General features: G+C 45.3%; 20 protein-coding genes and 1 tRNA gene. 11 read left to right on the top strand and 10 right to left on the bottom strand.

Translation table 11 applies throughout. From position 1 onward, the window contains the following. Positions 1-134: 134 nt before the first annotated feature. Both HHL16_RS14035 and HHL16_RS14030 read right to left on the bottom strand, forming a co-directional pair. Positions 135-1,586 (bottom strand): ATP-binding cassette domain-containing protein, encoded by a 1,452-nt coding sequence (locus tag HHL16_RS14035; protein WP_169425823.1) that lies wholly within the window; start codon positions 1,584-1,586, stop codon positions 135-137. 121 nt (positions 1,587-1,707) lie between these two features. Further along, positions 1,708-2,025 carry a carboxypeptidase-like regulatory domain-containing protein gene (locus tag HHL16_RS14030; protein WP_169425822.1) on the bottom strand — a complete coding sequence of 106 codons (318 nt, stop codon included), beginning with the start codon at positions 2,023-2,025 and terminating at the stop codon, positions 1,708-1,710. Between the two features lie 333 nt (positions 2,026-2,358). On the opposite strand from HHL16_RS14030, the gene HHL16_RS14025 reads away from it, so the two are divergent. The 4 genes from HHL16_RS14025 to HHL16_RS14010 all read left to right on the top strand — a co-directional run bounded on the left by HHL16_RS14025 (position 2,359) and on the right by HHL16_RS14010 (position 8,379). Next, positions 2,359-2,766, top strand: coding sequence for a hypothetical protein (locus tag HHL16_RS14025; protein WP_169425821.1), 408 nt, complete (start codon positions 2,359-2,361; stop codon positions 2,764-2,766). A gap of 301 nt (positions 2,767-3,067) precedes the next feature. Continuing rightward, positions 3,068-4,969: a DNA topoisomerase IV subunit B gene (locus HHL16_RS14020; RefSeq protein WP_169425820.1), complete on the top strand. Its 1,902-nt coding sequence runs from the start codon at positions 3,068-3,070 to the stop codon at positions 4,967-4,969. A gap of 17 nt (positions 4,970-4,986) precedes the next feature. Then, positions 4,987-5,823, top strand: coding sequence for a DUF1835 domain-containing protein (locus HHL16_RS14015; protein WP_169425819.1), 837 nt, complete (start codon positions 4,987-4,989; stop codon positions 5,821-5,823). A gap of 36 nt (positions 5,824-5,859) precedes the next feature. After that, positions 5,860-8,379: a DNA gyrase/topoisomerase IV subunit A gene (locus HHL16_RS14010; protein WP_169425818.1), complete on the top strand. Its 2,520-nt coding sequence runs from the start codon at positions 5,860-5,862 to the stop codon at positions 8,377-8,379. Between the two features lie 51 nt (positions 8,380-8,430). On the opposite strand, the gene HHL16_RS14005 is transcribed toward HHL16_RS14010, so the two are convergent. After that, positions 8,431-8,601, bottom strand: a complete 171-nt coding sequence (locus tag HHL16_RS14005; RefSeq protein ID WP_169425817.1) for a phosphatidate cytidylyltransferase — start codon at positions 8,599-8,601, stop codon at positions 8,431-8,433. Positions 8,602-8,627: 26 nt separating this feature from the next. On the opposite strand from HHL16_RS14005, the gene HHL16_RS14000 reads away from it, so the two are divergent. From HHL16_RS14000 to HHL16_RS13980, 5 genes are all read left to right on the top strand, one after another. Next, complete coding sequence (locus HHL16_RS14000; protein ID WP_346766840.1) at positions 8,628-9,956, top strand: PepSY-associated TM helix domain-containing protein; 1,329 nt, start codon at positions 8,628-8,630, stop codon at positions 9,954-9,956. 149 nt (positions 9,957-10,105) lie between these two features. Beyond that, positions 10,106-11,359, top strand: a complete 1,254-nt coding sequence (locus HHL16_RS13995; protein WP_169425815.1) for a PQQ-dependent sugar dehydrogenase — start codon at positions 10,106-10,108, stop codon at positions 11,357-11,359. 86 nt (positions 11,360-11,445) lie between these two features. Further along, positions 11,446-11,520, top strand: a tRNA-Val gene (locus tag HHL16_RS13990). Positions 11,521-12,094: 574 nt separating this feature from the next. Beyond that, positions 12,095-16,315: an MBG domain-containing protein gene (locus HHL16_RS13985; protein WP_169425814.1), complete on the top strand. Its 4,221-nt coding sequence runs from the start codon at positions 12,095-12,097 to the stop codon at positions 16,313-16,315. A gap of 303 nt (positions 16,316-16,618) precedes the next feature. Further along, a complete protein-coding gene (locus HHL16_RS13980) occupies positions 16,619-17,005 on the top strand; it encodes a hypothetical protein (RefSeq protein ID WP_169425813.1) in 387 nt (128 codons plus the stop codon). A gap of 129 nt (positions 17,006-17,134) precedes the next feature. Here HHL16_RS13980 and HHL16_RS13975 read toward each other — a convergent pair whose 3' ends face one another. From HHL16_RS13975 to HHL16_RS13960, 4 genes are all read right to left on the bottom strand, one after another. After that, complete coding sequence (locus tag HHL16_RS13975) at positions 17,135-18,136, bottom strand: tetratricopeptide repeat protein (RefSeq protein WP_169425812.1); 1,002 nt, start codon at positions 18,134-18,136, stop codon at positions 17,135-17,137. Positions 18,137-18,495: 359 nt separating this feature from the next. Continuing rightward, the gene (locus tag HHL16_RS13970) at positions 18,496-18,843 is read right to left on the bottom strand and encodes a hypothetical protein (RefSeq protein ID WP_169425811.1); all 348 of its coding nucleotides are present in this window, start codon (positions 18,841-18,843) and stop codon (positions 18,496-18,498) included. A 366-nt stretch (positions 18,844-19,209) separates the two neighbouring features. Next, positions 19,210-19,668, bottom strand: a complete 459-nt coding sequence (locus tag HHL16_RS13965) for an FKBP-type peptidyl-prolyl cis-trans isomerase (protein WP_169425810.1) — start codon at positions 19,666-19,668, stop codon at positions 19,210-19,212. A gap of 43 nt (positions 19,669-19,711) precedes the next feature. After that, a complete protein-coding gene (locus tag HHL16_RS13960) occupies positions 19,712-20,755 on the bottom strand; it encodes a serine hydrolase domain-containing protein (RefSeq protein ID WP_169425809.1) in 1,044 nt (347 codons plus the stop codon). Positions 20,756-20,908: 153 nt separating this feature from the next. Here HHL16_RS13960 and HHL16_RS13955 point away from each other — a divergent pair, with 153 nt between their 5' ends. Beyond that, positions 20,909-21,499 carry a DUF937 domain-containing protein gene (locus HHL16_RS13955; protein WP_169425808.1) on the top strand — a complete coding sequence of 197 codons (591 nt, stop codon included), beginning with the start codon at positions 20,909-20,911 and terminating at the stop codon, positions 21,497-21,499. A 154-nt stretch (positions 21,500-21,653) separates the two neighbouring features. Beyond that, positions 21,654-22,541 carry a bestrophin family ion channel gene (locus HHL16_RS13950; RefSeq protein WP_169425807.1) on the top strand — a complete coding sequence of 296 codons (888 nt, stop codon included), beginning with the start codon at positions 21,654-21,656 and terminating at the stop codon, positions 22,539-22,541. Positions 22,542-22,613: 72 nt separating this feature from the next. On the opposite strand, the gene HHL16_RS13945 is transcribed toward HHL16_RS13950, so the two are convergent. From HHL16_RS13945 to HHL16_RS13935, 3 genes are read right to left on the bottom strand one after another with little or no spacing between them, the layout of a single operon-like run. Then, positions 22,614-23,603, bottom strand: a complete 990-nt coding sequence (locus HHL16_RS13945; RefSeq protein WP_169425806.1) for a DUF5007 domain-containing protein — start codon at positions 23,601-23,603, stop codon at positions 22,614-22,616. Positions 23,604-23,610: 7 nt separating this feature from the next. Beyond that, on the bottom strand, positions 23,611-24,291 hold the full coding sequence (locus HHL16_RS13940) for a fasciclin domain-containing protein (protein ID WP_169425805.1): 681 nt from the start codon (positions 24,289-24,291) through the stop codon (positions 23,611-23,613). Between the two features lie 25 nt (positions 24,292-24,316). Next, entirely contained in the window at positions 24,317-25,843 is a 1,527-nt protein-coding gene (locus HHL16_RS13935) for a RagB/SusD family nutrient uptake outer membrane protein (RefSeq protein WP_169425804.1), read from the bottom strand. Positions 25,844-25,861: the final 18 nt, after the last annotated feature.

Below are 25,861 nucleotides of genomic sequence, written 5' to 3'. Positions count from 1 at the left end.
TATCGAGAATGTTAAGAACGATGCCAGGGGTATGTTCGATGAAAGCCTGAAACAGCTTAACAGCAATGGCTTTGCAGCTCAGCTTGATCTAATCAGAACTGCTGCGGTCTAGCCGGTGAAACGGATGGCCGCGCTCAGCTGTTAGAAATAGTAGCTACTCCTTTCTGCAAATACAAATGTTTATCGATGCATTCGGGCCACTCGCTCTGGTAGTGGCTTACATAGATCAGTGTTGTGCCCGATCTGCTGCATACTTCGTCTACCAGTTGCCTGAAACGCGCAATAGTGGCCTCATCCAGCCCCTGACATGGTTCGTCGAGAATTAACAGTGGTGGGTTTTTGATCAATGCGCGTGCAAGCAGTGCGAGCCTTTGTTCTCCGGCAGAAAGCATGGTCAGCAGGCGATGTGCTTTTTTATCCAGCTCAAATAATTTCAGCCATTGTATCACCAGTTCTTCTGTGGCTGCATCCAGTTGCCTGAATAATCCAATGGTATCGAAGAGTCCACTGGCTACCGTTTGAAAAGTAGTGGCAGCTGCATCGAAATGAAGATGCAGTTCCGGTGATACATATCCAATCTTCTTCTTGATATCCCAGATGCTTTCACCGCTGCCTCTTCGTTTGTCGAAGAGATAGATTTCGTTTGCATAGGCTTTGGGATTATCGCCCGTGATAAGACTGAGCAGGGTTGATTTGCCTGCACCGTTTGGTCCGGCTACACTCCAGTGTTCTCCATGTTTCACTTCCCAGTTGATATGCTGCAATATGTTTTTGCTTTCGTAGTTCACCTGTACATTCACCATTCTTATGGCGTAGGTGAATTCCGCTGTTACAGGAACAATCAGTTGCTGCAATAATTCAGGAGAGAAACTCGCTACCTGTTTTTTCTCCGGTGCAGTATATTCGTTTTTGAGATCAACCGAAACGAGACTGCCTTTTTCAAGAGTAGCTACGTGCGTGATGCAATCCGGAATTTCGTGTGGAGTACTGATCAGCAGAAAGGGGAGACCCTGTTTGCTTAACTGATCAAGAATAGTATTGAGGATGCTGCGGCCTGTTGTATCGAGCCCCAGATAAGGATGATCGAGGATCAGGAATTTTGGTTTCTGCAACAGCGCTTTCGCCAGTTGCAGCCGTTTGTTTTCGCCATTGCTGAGTTGAATCAGCGGCTCGTCGAGCACATGCTCCAGTTGAAGCAGCTGAATGAGGGCAGCAACATCAGGGTGGGAGAGATCTTCTCCTATTGCGTCAGCGGCACGCATGGTGTCTTCTGCATCGAAGGAATTGTAGCGTTGCTGATAATAAAGATTGCTGGTATTGTTGAGTGCTTTGAATTTATGCTGTTGCTCCACCAGTACCACGTACCTGTGTGCGGTTTCCGGGTTTCCGAAAGAAGCGCTGATGGTTCCGCTGTAAAAATGTTGCCCGGCAATGGTGCGGGCGAGTACAGTTTTGCCACTGCCCGAATCGCCGGTAAGCATGTACTGCTCTCCGTTATGAATGCTTAAATTTATGTTATGCAGTATAGGTTGTGCGCCCAGTTTTACGGAAACATTCTCCAGTGTTAGGATCGGGGTTTGCGGCATGGCCATGATAATTTTGTAAAAAGAAGCAGCAATCTACAAATCATTGACATGCATAAAAAAAGAAAAACAGCGCCAGGCACTGTTTTCCTTTTTGCAAAGAGGAAAATCTTCAGGGATCCGCTTATTGCTCTAATTTGATTTCGCCGATATCAGTAGGCTGTCCGTCAGCAACTGTTACACCATCCTTCGCTGCGTTCTTGTAAGGAGGTTTTGCTTCAACGATCACTCTGTAAGTACCGGCTTTCGCACCAGACAATTCAAATGCTCCTTTATCAACGGGAGCTTTCAGGGTATCTGTTCCAGATAAGGCCCATACACGTACTGCTGCATCTGCAGGAGCAACTGTTCCTTTGATTGATCCTGTTTGGATGCCTTTGAATGCAAATAATCCAACGGTAGCAATTCCAACAGCTACCAAGCTTACCTTGATACTTTTCATAAATGATAAATTATAGGTTAATAAAAATGGTTGCCAGATCTTTTACACGGTTCACTCTCTTTCTGAGCAGGTTGGGCGGTTATGGTTTGGAAAAAATCAACTACTGTGCCATAATCCGATGAGTATGCCGGAAAACGGCTGGCACAATTATTTATAAGCACCGTTTTTTTCAAAATAATTTTCGTTGAGCAACAAAATCCACAGCGTTTCCGGAATATGGACCAAATTTTTTTTCTTAACCTATCCTTTAGCCTTTGGTCACATTGGGGTAATACTGGCATCGCAACTTTGCATCGTGATCAAAAACAAATCACATTATCAAAAACCTGGATTATGAAAACCTCAAAATGGTTGTACAACCTTCTCCTGATCAGTTCATTGTTATTTGCGTCGAATGGATTTGCAGCTGCCCAGCCAATGGCTCAGGCTACCGCAACTACTGATCCCGTTGCTCCCATGATTGAAGTGACATTTAACGGCACCGAAGGAAATTACCTGATCTTCACCGTTAAAACAGCCACGCCCTCAAAATCTTTCCTTACCATCAGAACAGATGCTGGTACGGATATCCATCGCGAAGCAAATGCTGAAGGTGCAAGCCTCCGCCGCTTCAAAATCGAGAAAGGAGAATTGAGAACCGTGCAGTTCATCCTTGCCATTAACAGAAAACAGTACGCGCGCACTTTCAAAGTGAACACTTCCTACACTGAGCAAACAGATGTGGAAGAAGCAAACCGCTAGTTCATCCCAATTGTGCAGCAACATCGCGTCAACCACCAACTAACTCCAGATTTCAACGGATAATTTGTTTGCGAAACGGCCGGCAAAGCCTCCTCCGGAATTCAAATCCCCGGAAAGAAGGCTTACCGGCCATTCTTTTTTCAGTTACCACACCGGCAAGCTGTTTTTTCCACACACCTTAATATCTCACGCAAATCCCTTCTGCGTCCCTTTTGCTATATTTGCCCGTTCTACAGCAGCCGTCTTACATTGTAACAGATTTATTTTAATATATAAGTAGCTTACGAACAGGAATTAAACTATGGCAAAAGAAAAAGAAACCACCAATCAGTTCGAGTATACCGAAGACTCGATAAGAAGCCTGGACTGGCGGGAACATATCCGCCTCCGCCCCGGTATGTATATCGGTAAGCTGGGTGACGGTTCCAGTCCCGACGATGGGATCTACGTATTGCTCAAAGAAGTGATCGACAACTGTATCGATGAACATACCATGGGTTATGGCAAACAGGTAGAGATCACCATCGAAGGCAAAAACGTTACCGTTCGCGACTATGGCCGCGGTATCCCCCTCGGAAAAGTGGTTGATGTAGTGAGTAAGATCAATACCGGAGCCAAATACGATAGCAAAGCCTTCCAGAAATCTGTCGGTCTCAACGGAGTGGGTACCAAGGCAGTGAATGCCCTCAGTACCTATTTCAAAGTAACCGCTTTCCGCGACGGAAAAGAAAAAACCGCCGAATTCGAGAAAGGCGTTCTCATCAAAGAACATAGGGAAGCGAAAACAGACGCACCAAACGGCACCGAGATTTTCTTTACGCCCGATGATACCGTTTTCAAGAACTTTCACTTCCTCCATGAATACCTCGACGGTCAGTTGTGGAACTACTGTTACCTCAACGCCGGCCTGGCCATGATCCTCAACGGAAAGAAATATGTGAGCAAGAATGGCCTGCTCGATCTGCTTCAGCGCAAAACCAACGAAGATGAGATCCGTTACCCCGTGATCCACCTCAAAGGAGAAGACATCGAAGTAGCCATCACACACGAGAATCAGTACGGCGAAGAATACTATTCATTCGTAAACGGACAATACACCACACAGGGCGGTACGCACCTCGCTGCTTTCCGCGAAGCCTTTGTGAAAACCATCCGTGAGTTCTATAAAAAAGATTACGATGCGGCAGATATCCGCGGAAGCATCTGCGCCGCCATCTCCGTGAGAGTGCAGGAGCCCGTGTTCGAAAGCCAGACAAAAACCAAACTCGGTTCGCAGGTGGTTTATGAGGATGGTCCTACGATGAAGAACTTCGTGAACGACTTCCTCTCCAAAGAACTCGACAACTTCCTGCACCGCAATCCCACTACTGCCGAAGCGCTGAAAAAACGCATCGAGCAGAGTGAGCGCGAGCGCAAGGAACTGGCAGGTATCAAGAAGCTGGCCAACGAGCGCGCCAAGAAAGCCAACCTGCACAACAAAAAACTGCGCGACTGCCGCTACCACTACAACGATGAGCCGACCGGTAAAGACAAGGCTGCCATCCTTGCAAAACAGTCAGAAAGCACCATCTTCATTACCGAAGGCGACTCTGCCAGTGGAAGCATCACCAAGAGCCGCAGCGTAGAATCGCAGGCCGTATTCAGTCTTCGCGGTAAGCCGCTGAACTGCTTCGGCCTCACCAAAAAAGTAGTATACGAAAACGAAGAATTCAACCTGCTGCAACACGCATTGAATATCGAGGAAGGATATGAAGGACTTCGTTACAACAATATCGTTATCGCAACGGATGCCGACGTGGATGGCATGCACATCCGTCTGCTGATGATGACCTTCTTCCTCCAGTTCTTCCCCGATCTGGTGAAGAACCAGCACGTGTACATTCTCGAAACGCCGCTCTTCCGCGTTCGCGATAAGAAAGAAACTTTCTATTGCTACGACGAAGCAGAGAAGCAGAAAGCGATCAAAAAACTCGGTGGAAAACCTGAGATCACGCGCTTCAAAGGACTCGGTGAGATCTCTCCCGAAGAGTTCGGCAGGTTTATTGGCCCTGAAATGCGCAAGCAGCCGGTGATCATCGAACAGGGCGAACACGTGCAGCAATTGCTGGAATATTACATGGGTAAGAACACGCAGGAACGTCAGGAATTCATCATCGGCAACCTTCGTGTAGAACTCGATCTGGCTGACGAAACAGCTTCTTAACGCAAACAACAATCATTATGATCCATATCGTATTCAATGCAGCAGATATAGATGTACTGAAGAAAGCCATCGAGCTGGATGAATCCCTGCAGGGAGAAGTAGTGCAGATCAAGGACGATTACGCAGTGGGACCCATCGAAAACATCTATGTGGGAGAAGGCATCGAAGCACGCAGGCAATGGTGGAGAGATGTGCTGGCCGGCGGCGACTACGATGGCAGTGTAGACAATGGCGAGGTAGACGATTACAAAACCGTTGCTGAGCTTGTAGGTACCATGCGCCGTAATCCCGATGAGATCATCTGGGTGTGGGCTGCACAGAACAAACATGATGTAAGCGGCTACTACTGGCTGCTCAACTATATGGCGGAGTTTCAGGGAAGGGTATTTATCCTTTATCTGAACAACCTGCCTTTCATCAATGAGAAAGGATTGATCTTCTATCCTGAATGGTTACACGTAATTCCTCCGAAGGAATTTCTGAAAGCCAAGAAACTGGCGCGTCCCATTACACTCAGCGAGTTCGAAGTAGATCCCGATGAATGGAAGAAACTGATGCAGGAAAATAAAGGCGTTCGCATACTCGAAGGAGGCAAAAAACTCGGCCATCATGGGTATGATTACTACGATGCCGATCTGAAGAAATTCATCGGATCAGACTGGCAGAAAGCCAGCAAGATCATCAATCAGTTCCTCAGCAAGAACAAGCAGACTACCGGAGATGCTTACCTGCTCTGGCGTCTGAAACAGCTCGTTGCATCGGGAGAGTACGATATTCAGGGCGAACCCAAAGGCATGAAAGAATTTGAAGTGAAAGGAAAATCTGCCGCAACGGCCGCCACAGAAGAACAGTAAACAATAACAAACAATACCTCAGGCTGAAAGAATCTTATGGCTAAATTGAAAATTTCAGAACAGGCTTTGGAGAGCAATTCGGGCGTATCGGGACAATACAAAACCTGGTTTCTCGATTATGCTTCGTACGTGATACTGGAGCGTGCAGTACCTGCAGTTGAAGACGGATTGAAACCCGTTCAGCGACGCATTCTGCATGCCATGAAAGAAATGGATGATGGCAGGTTCAACAAAGTGGCCAATATCATCGGTCAGGCTATGCAGTATCACCCGCACGGTGATGCAAGCATCGGCGATGCACTGGTGAACATGGGACAGAAAGACCTGCTGATAGATACCCAGGGTAACTGGGGTGATATCCGTACCGGCGACGATGCGGCTGCACCACGTTACATCGAGGCGCGTCTCAGCAAGTTCGCGCTGGACGTGGCTTTCAATAACAAAACTACCGACTGGGCACTCAGCTACGACGGCCGCAAGAACGAGCCCGTTACGCTTCCCATGAAGTTTCCGCTGCTGCTGGCACAGGGCGCTGAAGGCATCGCGGTTGGTCTTGCAACAAAGATCCTCCCGCACAACTTCAACGAACTGCTCGATGCAGCCATCAAATACCTCCGCGGAAAGAAATTCGAGATCTATCCCGATTTTCTTACCGGTGGAATGATCGATGTAACCAATTACAACGAAGGTAAACGCGGTGGCAAAGTGCGTGTGCGTGCGAACATCGAAGAGTTCGACAAAAAAACGCTGCTCATCAAGAATGTTCCTTACGGTGTAACAACCAGTTCGCTGATCGACAGTATCATCAAAGCCAATGATCAGGGCAAGATCAAGATCAAGAAAGTAACCGACAATACCGCGGCAGATGTAGAGATCCAGGTAGACCTGGCTCCGGGCATTTCTCCCGATATCACCATCGATGCACTCTATGCATTCACTGATTGTGAAGTGAGCATTTCGCCAAACGCCTGCGTGATTGTGGACAATAAACCGGTTTTCCTCGGCGTGAGCGACCTGCTGCGCGTTTCCGTGGACAAAACCAGCAACCTGCTGAAACGCGAGCTGGAAATAAAGCTGGCCGAGCTTCAGGAGAAATGGCACTATACTTCACTCGAAAAGATTTTCTTCGAAGAGAAGATCTACAAAGAGCTGGAGAAGCGCCACGAAACTTGGGATAAAGTGCTCGATGCCATCGACAAGGCCTTCAATCCCTTTAAGCCTCAACTGAAACGCGACATCACGCGTGAAGATCTGGTGAAGCTCACGGAGAAGCCTGTACGCCGCATCTACAAACTCGATATCGACGACCTGATCAATCAGATCAAAGCCCTCGAAAAAGAGATCAAACAAGTGAAGCACGACCTCAACAACCTGGTTGATTTCGCAGTTGCTTACTACGAGCGTCTCAAAGAGAAATACGGCAAAACACGTCAGCGCAATACCGAAATCAAACTGTTCGATACCATTCAGGCAAAACACGTGGCCATCGCCAATGCCAAGCTCTACGTGAACCGTGCAGACGGTTTCGTGGGAACGAGTTTGAAGAAAGATGAATTTGTGGCCGACTGTTCAGACCTCGATGATGTGATTGTGTTCACGCGCGCAGGAAAGATGAAGATCGTGAAAGTGAGCGACAAAACATTCATCGGCAAAGACATCATCCATATCGCCATCTTCCAGAAGAACGATGAACGCACTACCTACAATATGATCTATGTAGACGGTAAGAGCGGCATCAGCTTCGCGAAGCGATTCAATGTAACCGGCATCACGCGTGAGAAAGAATACGATCTCACCAAGGGAGCAGAGCGCAGCAAAGTGCACTACTTCACTGCCAACCCGAACGGAGAAGCAGAGTCGGTGAAAGTGATTCTGAGTCCCAATGCAGCCGCACGTATCAAAGAGTTCGATTTCTATTTTGAAGAGCTGGAGATCAAAGGACGGAGCAGCATGGGTAATCAGGTTACCAAATATCCGATCAAGAATGTGAAGTTCAAAGAAGCCGGCAAGTCTACGCTCGGTCTCCGCAAACTCTGGTTCGACGATACTTTCGGCCGCCTCAACATCGAAGAGAAAGGCGAATACCTCGGAAGTTTCCAGACAGAGGACAAACTGCTGGTGTTCTATCACGATGGTACTTACGAGATCAGGGATCAGGAACTGACGCAGCGTTTCGATGCAGAGAATATTACCGTGATCGAGAAATTCGCTCCTGAGAAAATCATTACGGCCATTTATCTCGATAACGATAAGCAACAATTCAATGTAAAGCGATTCCGTATCGAGACAACCACTGTGAACAGCAAATTCACCATGATCAAGGAAGGAGAGGGCAACTACCTCGAAGCCGTGACCACACATCCTGAACCGATCGTACTGATCAAGCAGGGACGTGGCACACAGCAGCGTACTTCCAAGATCAAGATCCACGATTTTGTGGAAGTGATGGGTTGGAAAGCGGTCGGCAACAAACTTGCAGACTTCTCAAAGAGCACCGAATTCGAGTGGGTAATGAAAGTGAAAAAAGAAGAGAACGATCAGCCCGAACTGTTTTAGTTCGGTTGTACAAATAGACCGATGCCCCGGAGGATAACCTTCGGGGCATTTTTATTTTTTCATCACACGCGCGATGATCACAATGATGAGGATCACTACGGCTGCAACGGCAAGGATGCCCGTCCATACTCCGGCTTTGAAGATCCCGCCAATCACTTCACAGGAACTGAACAGCATACTCAATACCATCAAGGCTGATATTTGCGGCAGTCTGATTTTCATAGTTTTTTTAAATATGCTTTACAATTTTGCTGCCAGCAGGGGAAAGCTGCATTTTGGGAAAGGGTGGCACAAAAAATAGTCCCAGGGAGATTGGCTATCAGCATTTTTCCGCATCGCGTAACCATATTTTCCTTTCTCATTTACGACGGAAAGCCTGCATCAATGATTTTTGCAGCAAATCTCAGTGTACTCTGGCAACAAAGCTCAAAAACATCGTTCGTTTCTGTCATCTCTGGCTCGGTCTGGTTACCGGGCTCATCGTTTTTATCATGGGCGTTACGGGCGCTATTTATTGTTTTCAGCCAGAGCTGAGCAGGCTTACGCAATCGGAGCTTTCCGTTGAAGCAAGAGCGCAATCCTTTCTTCCCATATCCCAACTCAAATCCATTGCAGAAAAACAATTACCGGGGAAGAAGCCCAGCCGCATTCTGCTGAAAGGAAAAGAGTCTGCTGCCATTGTGCAGTTCTTCAACAAGAAAAAAGGCTACAATTATTCTGTGTTCCTCGATCCCTACACCGGCGCAGTGCTGAAAACAAGGGATATGAACAGCGAATTCTTCCGTTTCATACTCAATGGTCATATGTATCTGTGGTTGCCTCCTGATATCGGTAAGCCGATCACGGGCACATCCACACTGATCTTTTTCGTAATGGTGGTAAGTGGCATCATTCTCTGGTGGCCTGCCAGTAAAGCGAGAAGAAAGAGCAGTTACAAAGTGAAGTGGAATGCTTCCGGCAAAAGACTGAACTACGATCTGCATAATGTATTCGGGTTCTATGCCAGCTGGGTGCTGATATTCGTGATCATCACCGGACTTTTCTGGAGTTTTGAATGGGTAGGCAAATCAGAATTCTTTCTGCTGAGTGGCGGAAAAAGCAGGCCTAAAAATCCAGCTCCACTCTCAGTGAAATTGGCAACAAGCGACAGCACACCTGCACTCGACAGGATCTTCAATAAGGTAACGGCGGCTTATCCGCTTGCTGCCGGTTATCAGATCGGAATGCCTCAAACCGATTCAGCTGCAATACTGGTTCGCGCCTATCCGGATAAGAATACTTTCTATCGCATGGATAATCTGTATTTCGATCAGTACAGTGCCAACGAAATTCCAGTGCATTATTACGGAAAATATGCTGATGCATCAGCAGCTGAAAAGGCCATCCGCATGAACTACGATATCCATGTAGGCGCCATTGCAGGCTTGCCGGGCAGGATCGGAATGTTCTTTGTTTCACTCATCGCAGCTTCGCTGCCGGTTACCGGCTTCCTGATCTGGTGGGGAAAGAAGAAGAAAAAAGCTGCGAAAAAACCTGCATCATTGCCTCGCAGAGCTGCTGTTCCGGAGCTGGCCTGATTTTTTTATCTCCAATTTATTAGTGATTTCCTGTATGCCTCACCATTCCCGGTGACTGCCTGTTATTTCACCCGATCCGTCGAAATACAAGGGAGGCATATGCTTTGAATGTTTTAACTTAGGTTCTATTCAAGACTAAAAAAATGGCTATGTTCAGAAATATCCTGCATATCATTTGCGGCATCAGTATCATTACGGTTGCCTGCAATAACGGAACGCCCACCAGCGAAACAAAGAAAGAATCACCTGTATCGAACCAACCAGACACAACTGGTGCACCGGTTGAAAAAGATACACCCAATACAAATTATAAACCTGCTTTTGCAGGACAAACCCGCATCGCAGGCGTACACACAACTACGCCATACGAAGGCAAAGTGCTCAGCTCCGGCCTCATGAATCCATGGGGCATTGTTCAACTGCCCGACGGCAATTTTCTTATCACGGAAAAAGGCGGCACCATGCGCATCGCAGATGCAAATGGCCAACTTAGTGACAAGATCACAGGGCTGCCTGCAGTAAATTCAGACGGACAGGGTGGTCTGCTCGGTCTTACACTGGATCCGGATTTCAGCAAAAACAAAATGGTGTACTGGGTATTCTCCGAAAAACTGAAAGAAGGAAATCTTACGGCAGTGGCCAAAGGCACGCTGTCTGCGGATAACAAAAAGATAGAGAATGCAACTGTGATCTATCATGCAACGCCTGCCCATAACAGCACATTGCATTATGGCGGCCGTATCCTTTTCGATAAGAGTGGATACATGGTTGTGAGCACAGGCGAACGTTCCGATATTGAAACGAGGCCGCTGGCACAGAGTCTGCAGGCTGCGCTGGGCAAGATCGTTCGCATCACAAAAGAAGGTAAGCCGGCTCCAGGCAATCCATTTGCCAATGATAAAAATGCAAGACCCGAAATCTGGTCTTATGGTCACCGGAATGTACAGGGACTTGCCTGGCATCCAGAAACAGGTGATTTGTGGGAAACAGAATTTGGTCCACGCGGAGGTGATGAAGTGAATAGGGTAGAACCAGGAAAGAATTACGGATGGCCTACCATTACTTACGGTATCGAGTATTCGGGAGAGAAGATTGGTGATGCTATTCAGCAGAAGGCCGGACTGGAGCAACCGGTGTATTACTGGGATCCTGTGGTATCGCCCAGCGGCATTGTGTTCTATACAGGCAATGAGATCCCTGAATGGAAGAATAATCTTTTTATTTGCGCACTCAATACACCTCACATTGCGAGACTGGTGATCACCAATAACAAAGTAACAGGAGAAGAACGTTTACTGGCTGCAGATAAAGAACGGTTCAGAGACATCACCAATGGAAAGGACGGTGCATTGTATGCAGTAACCGACAGTGGAAAATTGTATCGAATAGGAAAGAAGAAATAGGGTTAAAAAATATTTTTAAAAAAAGGTCGGCTACTTTGATGAAAAGTCGACCTCTTTATTTACTTTCGCACTCCCAACGACAAAAAGGGAGTTTAGCTCAGCTGGTTCAGAGCATCTGCCTTACAAGCAGAGGGTCGGCGGTTCGAACCCGTCAACTCCCACAAATAAAAAAAGGAAGTACTCAAAGTGCTTCCTTTTTTATTTGGCGAAATACCACGCCCGGCACCAATAATGCCTGAACGATCATATTATCGGAACTGGTGCGAACTACTCCATTTTATAAGTGAATGAAGAAAACTTGATCCGGATATTCTATCTCAGTTAAGTATCACCGGTATCGGATATGCGAATCTCTATTGTCGAACTCCTTCATCGCAGATTTGTCAAATATCAACAAATAGCGTTGACCTCTGGTACAGTTGAAGGAGAAATCAAAGAATAAGGAAAAGGATTTGTAATCAGCGTTTGCTTAACTTATTTTTATCGCATAGATACCCCCCTTGACCCCTACATTACAACTTATGAATAGGATTTTGTACTCACTTTTTTGCAGCTGCTTTGTTTTCCAGATATCAGACTATTTGCCCGGAACCCATATTTCCCCCAATACTTTACTACTCTCATTACTGTGAGCCCTGCATTTGCCGGGCGTATGGTAAACGCCTGCTAATAGTTTACTGGCTACTGCCAGTAACGATTAATATTAATTTATTCCCTACTAAGAACTTTTCTGCAATGAGACGATATATACACTTAAGCTTTATCTGTGCACTTACCATTATCAGCAGCGTTATACAGGCGCAGGATGCCAATGGTATTCTTTATGTAAAAAAAGGTGGGGCAGGTACGCTCTCCGGCAACAACTGGGCTAATGCCATTGCCGAACTGGGTACTGCTTTACAAAATGCGAGAACATTGAATGGAGCCACACCTGGCACTGTAAAAGAAATATGGGTGGCCGCTGGTACCTATGTCCCTACTACCAAAATAGGGGGCAGCTCTTCCGTCGACAATTTCAAGTCGTTTATCCTGGTGCCTGATGTAAAATTATACGGCCACTTTGCCGGCACGGAAAGCAGCATCGCAGCAAGAGATCTTACCTCTTCCAATGCTACTGTTTTAAGTGGAAATCTTGGTAGTTATAATTATGTATACCACGTTCTGTTCGGAAATAGATCGCTTGGTAGCGATCCGTTGGTAGTGGATGGTTTTACTGTTCAGGAAGGCTCCTCCAGTGGAACTACTTTAGTTGTTGATCAGGGTGACAATGTAAGTAGCGTGCATGGAGGCGGTATATATTTATTAAATGGCGCTTCGGTTAAGTTTAACAACATGGTGGTTGTAAACAACTACGCCAGTAGTTATGGCGGAGGCGTAGCGGCAATGTTCAGTAGCAATGTATCATTTCAAAATTCGTACATCGCCAGTAATGCGTCCGGTCAATTTGGAGGCGGAATAGGAGTATACGGTAATGATACAGTTACTTTAACCAATAGTACTATTCAGCAATGCGCTTCAAGCTATGGAGGGGGTGTTTATCTTAATCAGGGTAGTCCGCTTATCATAACCAATTCATTGATTCAGAATAATACAGCATACAGCTATGGTGGTGGTGTTTTTTCACAAACCGGTAGTCCTGTTACTGCCAATGGCGTACAGATAAAAGGCAATTCAGGAGGAAATAGCGGTGGCGGCATTTACGTACAGTATAGCACCGGAACTAACGTATTTAATAATGTATTGATATCCGGGAATTATGCCGGAAGCAACGGTGCTGGTATCTTTATCGCCAATGACGTTGGTCAGTTAACGAACACTACTATTGTGGGTAATTCGTCTGTTTCAGGTGGCGCTATCTATAATAGCAGTGCAGGTCTTACTATCAATAACAGCGTCATCTATAACAATCGGTCAGGGATTGCCAATATTGGCAGTGCTACCATTAAATACAGCCTGGTGCAGGGCGTGGCGGCAGACGCCAATGCGCACAATTTATCGGGTAATGATGATCCTTCTTTTACTCTTCCTGTTGACTATAATAATGGAGCAAATGCCGATGGTAATTATACACTGCAAAGTGGAAGCATATTAAAAAACGCAGGCAGCAATGCTTTGTATCCAGGGTTAAGTGCTTCCAGTACCGATCTGGCGGGTAGTGCACGCGTTTCAAACTATGCGAATGGAGGCACTATTGATATCGGTGCTTACGAATTGCAGCAAACTGCACAGTCTATTAGTGTCAGCAATATTTCCAAAACTTACGGCGTTGCCGATTTTGCACCGGGCTTTAGCGCTACTTCCGGTCTAACGGTAAGCTACACTTCGGCTGATAACAGCATTGCGGAAGCTTACCAGGATGCGAGTGATGGGAATAGATGGAAAGTGACTATTAAAAAGGCCGGTACTGTGCAAATAACTGCCTCACAGGCCGGTAATGCCAATTATGCTGATGCATCTGCAGCTTTTACCCTAACTATAGCTAAAGCTACTTTAATTATCAAGGCTAAAGATAGTACCCGGTTTTATGATGGTTCGGTTTTCTATGGTGGCAATGGTGTAACCTACACTGGGTTTGTGAATAATGAAGATTCAACAACAGCTTTAACTGGTACACTAACCTATGGTGGTGTTTCACAAGGTGCGGTAAATGCTGGTGTTTATTCTATTACCCCCGGTGGATTAGTTGCTGATAACTACAATATCAATTATCTGCAAGGTCCTTTAACTATTAAAAAAGCTCCCCTCACCATCACTGCCCGTGATTCCACTAAAGTATATAACGGTACAGCATTCAGCGGTGGCAATGGATTAAAGTATCTCGGTTTTGTAAATAATGAAGATTCTGCACAGGCATTAACCGGCGCTGTAACCTATAGCGGTACTTCGCAGGGGGCTAAAAATGCAGGTACGTATGTGATTATTCCCGGCGGCCTCACTGCTGCCAACTATACCATTACTTACGTGAGCGGTACTTTAACTACCGGCATGGCTGCCTTAACAATTACTGCAAAAGACTGGGCTAAGGTGTACAATGGTGCAGCATTCAACGGTGGTAATGGCCTTTCTTACAGCGGTTTTGTAAATAACGAAGATTCAACAGCAGCGTTAACAGGTGTTGTAACCTATAGCGGCACCTCACAAGGCGCCGTACATACAGGCAACTATGCCATAACTCCCGGTGGACTTTTGGCCACCAATTATACCATCACCTATGTTAGTGGCAGGCTTACCATTAACAAGGCAACTTTATCAATTGCTGCGGATGCGCAAACCAAAGTAGTTGGTTCAGCCGATCCGGCGCTCACTTATACTGCTGCTGGTTTTGCTGTCGGCGACAACATCAGCCTCATCACCGGCGCTTTAACCCGCGATGCCGGGGAAGGCGCAGGCGTTTATGCCATTACACAAGGTACATTGTTGGCCAATGCAGACTACACCATTACTTATTCGGGTAATAACCTTACCATTACAAAAGCAACTAATACTATAACGTTCACCACTCAAACAGCCGGTGCCACCATTTCCAAAGTATACGGAAGCGCCGGTTTTGACGCCAGTGCAACTGCCACCTCTGGCCTCACTGTTACCTACAGCAGCAATAATACGGCTGTAGCTACAATAACCGGCAGCGGACAGGTTCAAATTGTGGGTGCAGGTACTGCGAGTATCACCGCATCGCAGGCAGGCAGCGCCAACTACAATGCCGCTACTGATGTTAGCCTTATGTTGGAGGTGACACCTGCTTCACTGACCATTACTGCCAATGGCTTCAGCAAAACCTATAATGCACAAGCCTATAGCGGTGGCAACGGAATTGACTTCAGTGGCTTTGTGAATAATGAAACTGCTGCTGTATTAAAAGGTACGTTATCGTACAGCGGTACTTCACAGGGCGCTAAGGCAGCAGGCAGTTACGTTATTACTCCGGGCGGATATACTTCAGCTAATTACAGCATTACTTATGTAAACGGTACTCTTACCATTGCTCCTGCTGTACTGATCATTCAGGCCAATGCACAAACAAAAGTGTATGGCACTTCCGACCCGGCGCTTAACTTTTTAGCTACAGGTTTTGTGGGCAGTGATAACACCAGTATGCTTACAGGTACGCTTAACAGAGATGCGGGTGAGAACGCAGGCGATTATGCCATCCGTCAAAATACACTGAGTGCAGGCGGTAACTATATCATTTCTTTTACAGGCAATACATTTACGATTACCAAAGCTTCACAAAACATTACCTGGGTGCAGAACCTTACCACCGGTTGTAATGGTGAAGCTGCCATTACGTTGACCGCTACCAGTAACAGCGGATTGGCTACCACGTACTCCGTTGACAATACTGCCATTGCTACAGTGAGCGGATCAGTGCTTACGCCGGTTAGCCCGGGAAGCACCGTCGTTACTGCAACACAGGCAGGCGATGTCAATCACTTTGCAGCCACCGCTGTTACCAATACGTTTAATTACATATTGCCATCGATGGTGCGTCAACATTGGAGCGATGTTCTTTTCTTCGACAATACCGGCGGAACCTATGTACAATGGCAATGGTATAAGAACAACACCGCAGTTGCAGGTGCTAACAAAGCTTATTACAGCGAATCAGCAGCACTTAACGGAATCTATTATGCTATAGTCACAGACCGGAACGGTAAACAGGTGCAAACCTGTCCGCTTACCTTAACCGGCAGTAACACTGTTGCAGGCGGTATCAAAGCATACCCCAACCCGGCCAGCCCGGCAGGCATAGTTACCATTACCTGTAACTATACCATTACTGAGTTGCAGGGTGCCCGATTGATTCTGTCTACTGTTGGCGGCACCACATTACAGCAGTTAACATCAGTGCAAACAAGCAACCGGTTAACAATGCCAGTACAAAGCGGCATTTACATTGTTACGCTCTTACTGGACAACGGGAAAAAAGCCACGGTAAACTTATTGGTTAAATAAAACATTCAGGAGGTTCATCAATTCTCGGGAGATTCCATACAGATTAGAAGCCCCGCATCGCGGGGCTTTCTTTTTATCTTATCGTATTTCTCTCCCTTATCGAATCCGGAAACATTCTTGTATGAGAATGCGGGCAGGCAAGTGTTGGACTTCATTATTGCTTTCTATGAAAATGGCATATCTACTATCTCTGTTTAGCACGGGAATGTTCCAGGATGATATTAAGAAAACTTTACAGCGGCTATTTTTATTTTGAAATCGAATTCTTTTTAATGTTGTAATACATTAAAATCTCTTCTTTTCATGAAAAAATATCTACTTGCTTTTGTAATGACTATTTCATTTGCGGGTTTGGTAAATGCCCAGGATAAAACAGACAGTACTAAACAATTCCTGCAAATCACCACTGTTGAATCAGTGATCGGTGGTGGCATAGGTCGCTCAAAGCTTATCATTACCAATCCCGATGCTTCACAGGAAGAAGCAGACCTGGAGAACCTGTTCAGTATGGTGGGTATTAATTTTAAGAATATTAAGTCAAACGAACTGAAGATCACTCAAACCTTAAAAAATTATACTGATAAGGGTTGGAAGCTGGAACAGGTAATTCCTTTATCACTTAGCCCTGGTCAGGGTTCAAATGGTATATTCATGACAAGATACCTGTTCTCGAAGACCGGTCAAAAATAATGATACAGCCATTCAAAAAAGAAGCTCCGCAATTTGCGGGGCTTCTTTTTTGTGCCTACCGGGCAGTGAAATCATTTTAAAAAACTGTGATTGAAATAGTGGATCATTGGGGCTGATGTAATATTCTTGTCAGAATTTCTTTCGCTTTTTATTCAGTTTCTCTATGTATTCAGCAGCATCGACATTGCCTGCTTTTTCAGCTTTTCTGTACCATTCCAAAGCTGTCTCATTATTTTGGGCAACACCTTCTCCTTCTTCGTACATCCAGCCAATATTGCTCATCGAATTTGAATTGCCAAGGGCCGCTGCTTTTGAATACCATTTCATTGCTTCTGCATGATCTGTATCAACGCCTTTCCCATGCTCATAAAGCCAACCGATATTGTTCATGGCATCTGAGTAACCTTTATCAGCTGCCAGATGGTACCATTCCATCGCTTTTTTATAATTGGTGTCTACTCCTCTGCCACATTCGATCATGTAACCTATATTGAAATACGCTTCAGGAACAGCCTCCTTTGCTGCTTCTTCATACCATTTCATTGCCTGGGCATAATCAACCTTTACACCTTCGCCGTATTCATACATCCATCCAATATTATTCTTGGCTAATGCATGTCCCTTTCTGGCTGCTCTTTTGTACCATCCCATGGCCTTCTGATAATCCTGATCTACACCTTCTCCATTTTCATACATCCATCCCATATTATTGATGGCAGCGGTATTGCCTGCTTCAACCGCTTTCTTATACCAGCTCACGGCTTTTACATTATCTTCCGGAACGCCTTCTGCTTTGTCGTACATCCAGCCAATATTGCACAGCGCTGCATCGCTTCCGGCTTCGCCGCCTTTCTGGAACCATTTCATTGCTGTTTGATAATCGAGGGTAGTGCCTTCTCCCTGCTGATACATTCTGCCTACCATATTCATGGCCTCTGCATTGCCATTATTTGCTGCCTTTTGGAAGAGTTTGAACGCATCGGCAAATTCATTTTTGTTGTAGTGTTCGAAAGCGAGATTGTAAGTCTCGTTTGAATTTTCCTGTATAAGATTACAGGACGATAAAAACAAGGTTGTACCTGCGATGGCAAGTATGATGTACTGAAAGCAGTTCACTGATAATTTTTTCATATACTTTTCTTCAGATTGTGCAATCACGGATCAGTCACACTATTCCTAAAGCAAAGAACAATATTTTCCGTGAGTTTGCAAGATGCATTTCTGATGACCATAAATGTTGTACAATCAGCCACTCACTGCCGAAGGAGAAGAGGAAATGAAAAAGCTTACCAGGCAACTGATCAACGAAGCGATCAGGCTAAGAGGTACTTATTATCTGCCGTATCGAGTAAATGCAACAATGGAACAAATGCGCTCCGTCTATCCAATGACGGATAGTTTTTGGGAGTTAAAGAGGAAGTATGATCCAAATGAACTTTTTCAAAATCAGTTCTATACAATGTATAAATAATAGCAAAAAAACACATTAGCTACTCCGAATGGATACTCCATTCAATACTGTGTTGCACTTTTTCCTGTGCTGTATTCTTCGCTTCTTCAAGTGTGATACCTCCATAGGAAATAGAACCATTTATGGGAAAAAAGTTGTTCCCATGCCAGGCTATCAGATACTGCTCTCCCTGATCGTTCAAGGCTGGTTCCTCTTCTTTTTCCAATAGGCCATCTGCTTTTGCTATTTCAAAATAATGATCATAGTTTATCGCAAATATTTGCACAGGCATTTGAGTAAGATTGTCATAAAGCCACTTTCCTGCTATGATAAGTCTTGCCCGACTGTCTCCATCATTTTCTATGTGTTCTTTCTTAAAGGAAGTCATGTACTTCTATATTTAGAATAGTTATCCTGTGTGTTTTGGTAGGAAAAGGATTTGTTCAAAGCCTATCTTATTTCCTTTGGAATTCCCTCCAATCTCAAGGTCAACGGGATAATTTGAGTTTATGTATTCAATCCAGCGTTTACAGTCTTGATGTGGAACGTTCCTAATAAATATATTCCGCAGAGAAGGGTATGTATGTTCTTGCCCATAAATTTGTTATTGAGATGGCAGGCTATCAGGCCTTAAAAGTAACTGAATCTGTTACTGAAGATAATATTTCCCTCTGATCTGATTAATTGCCAATAAAAAAGGAAGCACAATTTGTACTTCCTTTTTATTGGCCGAAGCCATCAGGTCTTTATTCGTTTATCTAACTTCCAGTAACTCCACATCGAATACCAATACAGAATTGCCGGGAATGCCATTATAGTCGTCACATTCATACCCCAGGTAAGGTGGGATGATCAGTTTTATTTTTCCTCCCTGCTTGATAAGCGGGATACCTATCTGCCAACCCTTAATCACTCTATTCAGTGGAAAGCTGGCTACGTTAGCATCGAAAGATTTGTTGTCGGTGAATTTGCCGTTATAGTTCGCTTTTACTGTTGAGCTGGCGGTAGGTGTTGCGCCTGTTCCCGGATCGATGATCTGGTAATACAGTCCGCTGGCGTGTTTGGTAGCATTGATACCGTTATCGGCGATATATTTCACCATTTTGGCATCATCTTCTGCAGGCGTGGTGCATCCGCCTTTTTTGTCCTTACTGCTGCACCCCGTAAGAGCCAGGGCCATTACCATACTGAAAGCAAGAGTAAATAAACGCATGTATGTTATTAGTTTAAGGAACAAATATAAGGAGTTGGTTATTTTACTTTGCTTTTACTTTTCTTAAAATGGCAGCGGCCATTTCGTTCAGCTTCCTGCCTGCCGATTCGTTGGTCTGATTGGTCAGTAATACAATGCCTAACTGATAATCCGGATAAAAAATAAGAAAGGTTCTGAAACCGCTGGTTCCTCCATCTGCCCGGTAGTAATAATCCCAGTTCCATGTTTTGCCGTAGGTCCATTGAAAACAGGCGGCGCCTTCATCGATATTGCCATAAAGGATGCGATGGGATAGTTTTACTGCTGCATCATTTTCACTCAACTGGTATTGCATGTATTTCAACATATCCGGAAGAGTTGATCTGATGGCTCCGGCCGCCGGATAAGCAGTATCGATGGGCGTGGACTCAGTGCCTGCAGCCGTATACCCGCTGAGCATATTTTTACTGCCGCTGATTGCCGTGCCAACGGATGTGGCGTTCATCTGTAATTTCGCCGTGATGTTTTTCAATAGCTGCCCATAATTGCGGGAGTAAACATTTCGCAGCATATATCCCAGCAATTGGTAACCCAGGTTGGAGTAATGATAATTGAAAGGATGCAAAGTATCTGGCCTCAGTGCTTTCAGTTGCTGAAGAAAAGATGAGTCATTCAGTTGCCCGTCTTCAGTTCTCACAAAGGATGCGGGCAGTTGACTGGTATGTGCCAACAGATAACTGAGTTTCACAGGATCTCCATTCGGGTATTGCAAATGAGGGTAGGTGCCCGGCAGGTATTTCCGGATATCATCGTTCAGCTTCATTTTCCCTTCTGTGATTGCCTGGGCCACCAGCAATCCCGTAAAAGTTTTGGTGATGGATCCCATTTCATAGGAGCTTTCATTAGTGGGTTTTTGCTTTTTGCCTTTACTGATTGTACCGAAATGCCAGGTATAACTTTGGCCCTTCAGTATTATGCCCACCGACAGGGCTGTTCTTGATGAATCTTGCAGATAATGATCCGCAGCATCCTGTACAATATTGTCCAGTTGCTGAGATTCGGCATACATGCAGGAGCAGAGTAAAATGGACAGTAGTAGAATTTTCATAATGGAGGTTTTAACTACAAGCCTTCTTTAAGGTCGTGAGGTTTGGAGAAATGTTCCATTATTGCGCTCGTTACTCAAAATTAATCTGCTGAACAAGGTTTCTCTACATCGTTGCTTTATCAGAAACCGTACATTTACCAAAACGCCAACTATATGATAGAGCAATTAATGTCAATGGTGAAGCAATCTTCACAGGAAGTTGTAGAACAAAACCCTGATATTCCCAACGAGCAGAATGAAACCGTAAGCAATATCGCCAGTGAATCAATTATCGGTTCTATTCAGAACATGATCGGCAATGGCGGCGCTTCCGATCTTATGAGCATGTTTTCGGGAGGCGGGGCAGATGAAAATCATCCTGTAATGCAGACTGTAAACTCCGATCTTACCGGCAATCTGGCAAACAAGCTGGGTATCAGTGGGGCACAGGCGAGTGGTATCGCAAGTTCAATTCTTCCTATGATCATCAGCAAACTTTTCAATAAGTCTGGCAGCGGCGGCGGAGGTTTTGATCTCTCTTCCCTGATCGGCAGCTTTACCGGCGGACAGGGTGGCGGTGGATTCGATCTCAGCAACATCACATCCATGCTGGGTGGTGGTGCGCTCGATATCAATAAAGACGGCAAAACAGACCTCAAAGACCTCACCGATGCAATCGGTGGCGGCAAGTCTGATGATGCGAAAAAAGACACAGATGGCGGCGGCGGTATTCTGGATAACCTTTCCGGTTTATTCGGCAAATAACCTCCTCTCAGAAATATTCCTGGAAAGCCCCGCAACTGCGGGGTTTTCTTTTTCAGAGATGCCCCTCAAAGCCGCATCGTATAATAAGTATTCATAAATTTATAATGTGTTTGCGCGTACTGGTGTGAGTGGGTAAAGTCAAAAATACTTAGCTATGCTCCTTAAGAAAAGGATTTCGCTCGGTTACTTTCTCAACCTGATAAAATGGGATGCGCTGGCCATTGTTTGTTATGCCACTGTAATGGGTTTGTTTGATCACCTGCCTGTTCTGAAAAGCATCGATATTCCTTTGGGACATGCTGCATTGGTGGGCACACTGGTTTCCCTGTTGCTGGCCTTCAGAACAGCCCAGTCTTACGAACGATGGTGGGAGGCAAGGATCATCTGGGGCGCCATTGTCAACGACAGCAGAACGCTTATCAGGCAGCTGCTCGAATTCATTCCCAACGATCCTCAAAAGGCAGGCATCATCAAAAGCTTCGCCATCAGGCAATCCGCCTGGTGCTTTGCGCTTACACACTCATTGAGGAGAACTGAACCGTCGCAGAAACTGAAAGATTACTGTACCGAACACCACCTTCAAAGCGAGAACCTGCCAAATCTGTTGCTCACCAAACATGCAGAAGAACTGGCACAGGTATCGGACCAGTATCAGCTGAACGCCAATAAACAAATTCAGATCGATGCCACATTGCAACGACTTACCGATTCGATGGGCCGGTGCGAAAGAATCAAGAACACTGTATTCCCGTGGTCTTACAGCCTGCTGATCCATTTTCTGATCTATGTGTTTATGACCATTCTTCCATTTGGTCTCGAACGAAACAATAAAGTGCTGGAAGTATTTATCGTTACCGTGGTGCCGCTGTTGTTCATCGCTATAGAACGCACTGCTATTCTGATGCAGGATCCATTTGAGAACACACCTACGGATACACCGATGACTACACTGTCCGAAACCATCGAACGAAATTTGGCTGAAATGGCAGGTATGGGAACCATTTCAAAACCGCCCGCTCCGGAAACTTATTATGTGATGTAACTCAACCCAACAGAAAGGCAAAAGGGCTGAATCAAAGTTCAGCCCTTCTCTATTTTTACATTCTATTATTTTCTACCCTCCTTTTCTGGTTACGTAAGGTATTTTTACTGTTACTTCGTATGTTCCTGTCTGTAATACCCTGATCGCAAATCTCGGATTGACACTGTAGATGCTGGCAGGAGTTGTGGTAATGCCGGGATCAATTGTTACAAATTTGCTGGGGATACGATAATACATCAGGTAACCATAACCCGGAAATTCAAGCATCGGGAATGGAGTCAGTTCAAAATCACACACCATGGTGGTATCCGTGTATTGAACCGGATGAAATTTAGCATAGGTCTCAAATGTAGGCCTGTCGCCCCTTTTGATCAACTCGCCTGCTTTAGGATTGAAGGGAGTTCCTGTTTTATCTGTGATCTTCAACCTCACCTGATAACCATCATTGTTTAGCTTTTTGAAAGTGATGGTGGGTACACCTATGTCACCGCTGATAGTACTGTTATCCTGAAACCAGGCGGTACCACCTGAATTTTCAACTTTGAATGGAATGTCCTGGATCTGTATTGTTGAAATATCCTTGAATATCCTTTGGCCACTTCCATTATTCAATTGAATGTCGAAAGTGTAATTTCCGTTTGGAATATCGATGGTTCCCGTATTGAACATCAATTGTCCGGATTTTTCAATCATCTTCACAGGAGCAAGGCTCTCTGTTTTTCTTTTCTTATTCAGCAGCTCAACGGTGGTGTCGGTATTCGGATCGAACAAGGCTGTAAAGACAGTTACATCATGTTTATCTGTGAAGAAGCTCACTGGTTTGCCGGTAGCCAGATCGCGCACTTCCAGCAGTTTTACACTGATGGGGTAGCTGGATCCATCCACTTCAAAACCTCTGGCATCAGTACTGAAATTTGTGCCTTTCGGCACACGGATGGTATCACTCACATACCGTACCTGAGAGCTGATATAACCTACAGGGACTTTTTTGCAGGCAATGAAAACCAGTAGTGCTGCAACTACTACTGCGATGAGATGCCTGATATTGATTGTAGTGTTCATACAAGTATTATTTAGGTTCTTTCGCAAAAGTGAAAATATGGTTGTTGGCCAATACGTGTAACATGCCATTATTGGTAATGATGCCAGACGTTTGCGAGACTATTCTCAGATCTTTCTCTTCGTCCGGAACATCGATATTGTCAACCGGATCAACCGCGCCAATCACTTTCGAGAAATAAATGTATTGCGGAGTGATGGTGAGGCCGCCGGTAGTGTAGGTATTGCTTGGATCGTCACGAAGTGAAATATGGCGCTGCTCGCCATCTTTTGATGCATACATCTTCCCATCTTTATTGAGGTTGTCCCTCGCAATTTTCTCCTGGAATATATAAGCACGCAGTGAATCCTTCAGGGGGCCAAAGTCGAGGTCACTAAAATTGACGATCAGGTTCTCATCATTCTCTTCGAGTCTTTTTCTTTCCTGTACAACTTTTTTCACGTAATTATTGATGGCGTAATCGGTAGGAGCGAAGAAGGTATTGTTGGCTGCATTTACTTCATCCTTCAATCCTGTTTTGTCGATCAGCAGTACCAGTGTATCGAACAGCGCATTTGTTTTCAGGTATTCGTATGTGCTGCCATTGAATTTGGGATCATGCAGACTGCCGCCTTTCAGATAGTCTTTTTTGCAGGATGCAAATGAGGCAACCAGCAATAGGAGCAATGAATATTTTATGATTGGTTTCATGTTTGTCAGTTTTTTTGTTGAGCAATCAGATTCTGCCATTCCAGTAGGGTGTTTGTTTCATCAGCAGATTGTCTTTAAAAAGAATGCGGGGAATGGGCCAGTAATTCATGCCAAATTTTGGATTTCCTGGTGTTACCGATCCATTGAATGTTGGATTGAAATCTTCAATGGTTCCTGTACGCAGCTCATCCCAGAATGCATGCCCCTCTGCAAATAACTCGCGATGGCGTTCATAGATGAGGTAACGGAAGAAATTTTCACCTGTCAATGTGGGATCGGCCTCCTTGAGATGTGCGCGGCTGCGTATCTGATTCACCAGCATTCTTGCGTCTCCTTCTCTGGAAGTTTTGTACAACGCTTCGGCACGCAGCAGCATAATGTCTGAGAGGCGGAAGATGAGGATATTGTTGGAGAACCATGCGTCTTTCTGAACATCTCCATCTTTGTAGATCACGTTGGAGTACTTCTTCAGCATCAGCAGTTCTTTGTCTGAAGGATCCTGATAGAACCAGATGGATTTGCGGAGATCGCCGGAATCTTTGTACAGTTTTTTGCTTGTGGCTTCAAGTACCAGCCAGGGAACATCATCCGCTTTTTTTGCTTTTCTGAAACTCACGTAAGGGTCGAAGAGCGTTTTGTATCCGAGGCTCCATTTGTAATCGCCGGGTGTTTCCATATCCTGCCCTTCGTTCTGGTCGTAGTTTACACTGATCTCGAAGATTGCCTCCGTTGATCTGCCGATACTCATCTTTTGGTATTGCAGGGAGTCTGTGATGAAGGTGAGACCAAACTTTGCGGGATTGGCTACAATATCCCGTGTAGCTTCCTCGCATTTTACATAATCTTTCATCCATGCATAGATATGCGCTTTCAAAGCGAGTGCAGATGCGCGTGTTGCTCTTACTCCGCGATCATTGGCTGAAATGGGTTGTTCAGGTAAAATGGGTATTGCTTTATCGAGATCATCGAGGCATTGCTTCAGTACGATGGCTTGTTTTTCGCGGCCATAGTTCTTTGCTTCTGCAACGTCCTCCACGGGATCAAGCACCAGCGGCACATCGCCCCACACACGTGAAATAAAGAAGTAGATGAAGGAGCGGAGATAATATGATTCGCCCAGATAATAACCTTTGTAGCCGGGCTTGAAACTGTTATCGGGAATACCGGGGATTTTTGCAACCAGCAGATTAGTTTGTGCGATGGCTTTGTAGAACATACTCCAGTCCTGCAATTGCTCCAAACCGCCATAGTAAGATCCATCGAGTGAGCCATCGCGGAGTTGGTGAATGGCATAGTCAGAGTAGTAGGTGATCCGGAAAGTATTGGCGGGTACATCGCCATATACATAGTACCGGTTTCTGTCTAATAATGCTTCGCGGAGGAGAGAATAACCTCCCATCAGTCCGGCCCGCGCATCGCGTTCATTCTGCCAGAACTTGTTGCTGGAAGGGTTTTCCTTCGATTCAAGTTCCAGTACTTTTTTACAGGCAGTACTGCTTAGCAGCATGCAGCCCAGTAAAACAGCTGACAAGAAATATGTTAGATTTTTCATTTCGTAGTGTTTTAGTTG

The organism is Pseudoflavitalea sp. G-6-1-2, from assembly GCF_012927185.1.
GTDB lineage: Bacteria > Bacteroidota > Bacteroidia > Chitinophagales > Chitinophagaceae > Pseudobacter.
This window is presented reverse-complemented; position numbering and strand designations above follow the sequence as displayed.

Bases quoted from the DNA above. Each gene is read 5' to 3' on its own strand.
- HHL16_RS13970 (WP_169425811.1), bottom strand. From the start codon at position 18,843: ATGACTTCCTTTAAGAAAGAACACATAGAAAATGATGGAGACAGTCGG.
- HHL16_RS14030 (WP_169425822.1), bottom strand. From the start codon at position 2,025: ATGAAAAGTATCAAGGTAAGCTTGGTAGCTGTTGGAATTGCTACCGTT.
- HHL16_RS13980 (WP_169425813.1), top strand. From the start codon at position 16,619: ATGAAAAAATATCTACTTGCTTTTGTAATGACTATTTCATTTGCGGGT.
- HHL16_RS14020 (WP_169425820.1), top strand. From the start codon at position 3,068: ATGGCAAAAGAAAAAGAAACCACCAATCAGTTCGAGTATACCGAAGAC.
- HHL16_RS13940 (WP_169425805.1), bottom strand. From the start codon at position 24,291: ATGAAACCAATCATAAAATATTCATTGCTCCTATTGCTGGTTGCCTCA.
- HHL16_RS13965 (WP_169425810.1), bottom strand. From the start codon at position 19,668: ATGCGTTTATTTACTCTTGCTTTCAGTATGGTAATGGCCCTGGCTCTT.
- HHL16_RS14035 (WP_169425823.1), bottom strand. From the start codon at position 1,586: ATGCCGCAAACCCCGATCCTAACACTGGAGAATGTTTCCGTAAAACTG.
- HHL16_RS13945 (WP_169425806.1), bottom strand. From the start codon at position 23,603: ATGAACACTACAATCAATATCAGGCATCTCATCGCAGTAGTAGTTGCA.
- HHL16_RS14010 (WP_169425818.1), top strand. From the start codon at position 5,860: ATGGCTAAATTGAAAATTTCAGAACAGGCTTTGGAGAGCAATTCGGGC.
- HHL16_RS14015 (WP_169425819.1), top strand. From the start codon at position 4,987: ATGATCCATATCGTATTCAATGCAGCAGATATAGATGTACTGAAGAAA.
- HHL16_RS13985 (WP_169425814.1), top strand. From the start codon at position 12,095: ATGAGACGATATATACACTTAAGCTTTATCTGTGCACTTACCATTATC.
- HHL16_RS13960 (WP_169425809.1), bottom strand. From the start codon at position 20,755: ATGAAAATTCTACTACTGTCCATTTTACTCTGCTCCTGCATGTATGCC.
- HHL16_RS13975 (WP_169425812.1), bottom strand. From the start codon at position 18,136: ATGAAAAAATTATCAGTGAACTGCTTTCAGTACATCATACTTGCCATC.
- HHL16_RS14005 (WP_169425817.1), bottom strand. From the start codon at position 8,601: ATGAAAATCAGACTGCCGCAAATATCAGCCTTGATGGTATTGAGTATG.
- HHL16_RS13995 (WP_169425815.1), top strand. From the start codon at position 10,106: ATGTTCAGAAATATCCTGCATATCATTTGCGGCATCAGTATCATTACG.
- HHL16_RS13955 (WP_169425808.1), top strand. From the start codon at position 20,909: ATGATAGAGCAATTAATGTCAATGGTGAAGCAATCTTCACAGGAAGTT.
- HHL16_RS13935 (WP_169425804.1), bottom strand. From the start codon at position 25,843: ATGAAAAATCTAACATATTTCTTGTCAGCTGTTTTACTGGGCTGCATG.
- HHL16_RS14025 (WP_169425821.1), top strand. From the start codon at position 2,359: ATGAAAACCTCAAAATGGTTGTACAACCTTCTCCTGATCAGTTCATTG.
- HHL16_RS13950 (WP_169425807.1), top strand. From the start codon at position 21,654: ATGCTCCTTAAGAAAAGGATTTCGCTCGGTTACTTTCTCAACCTGATA.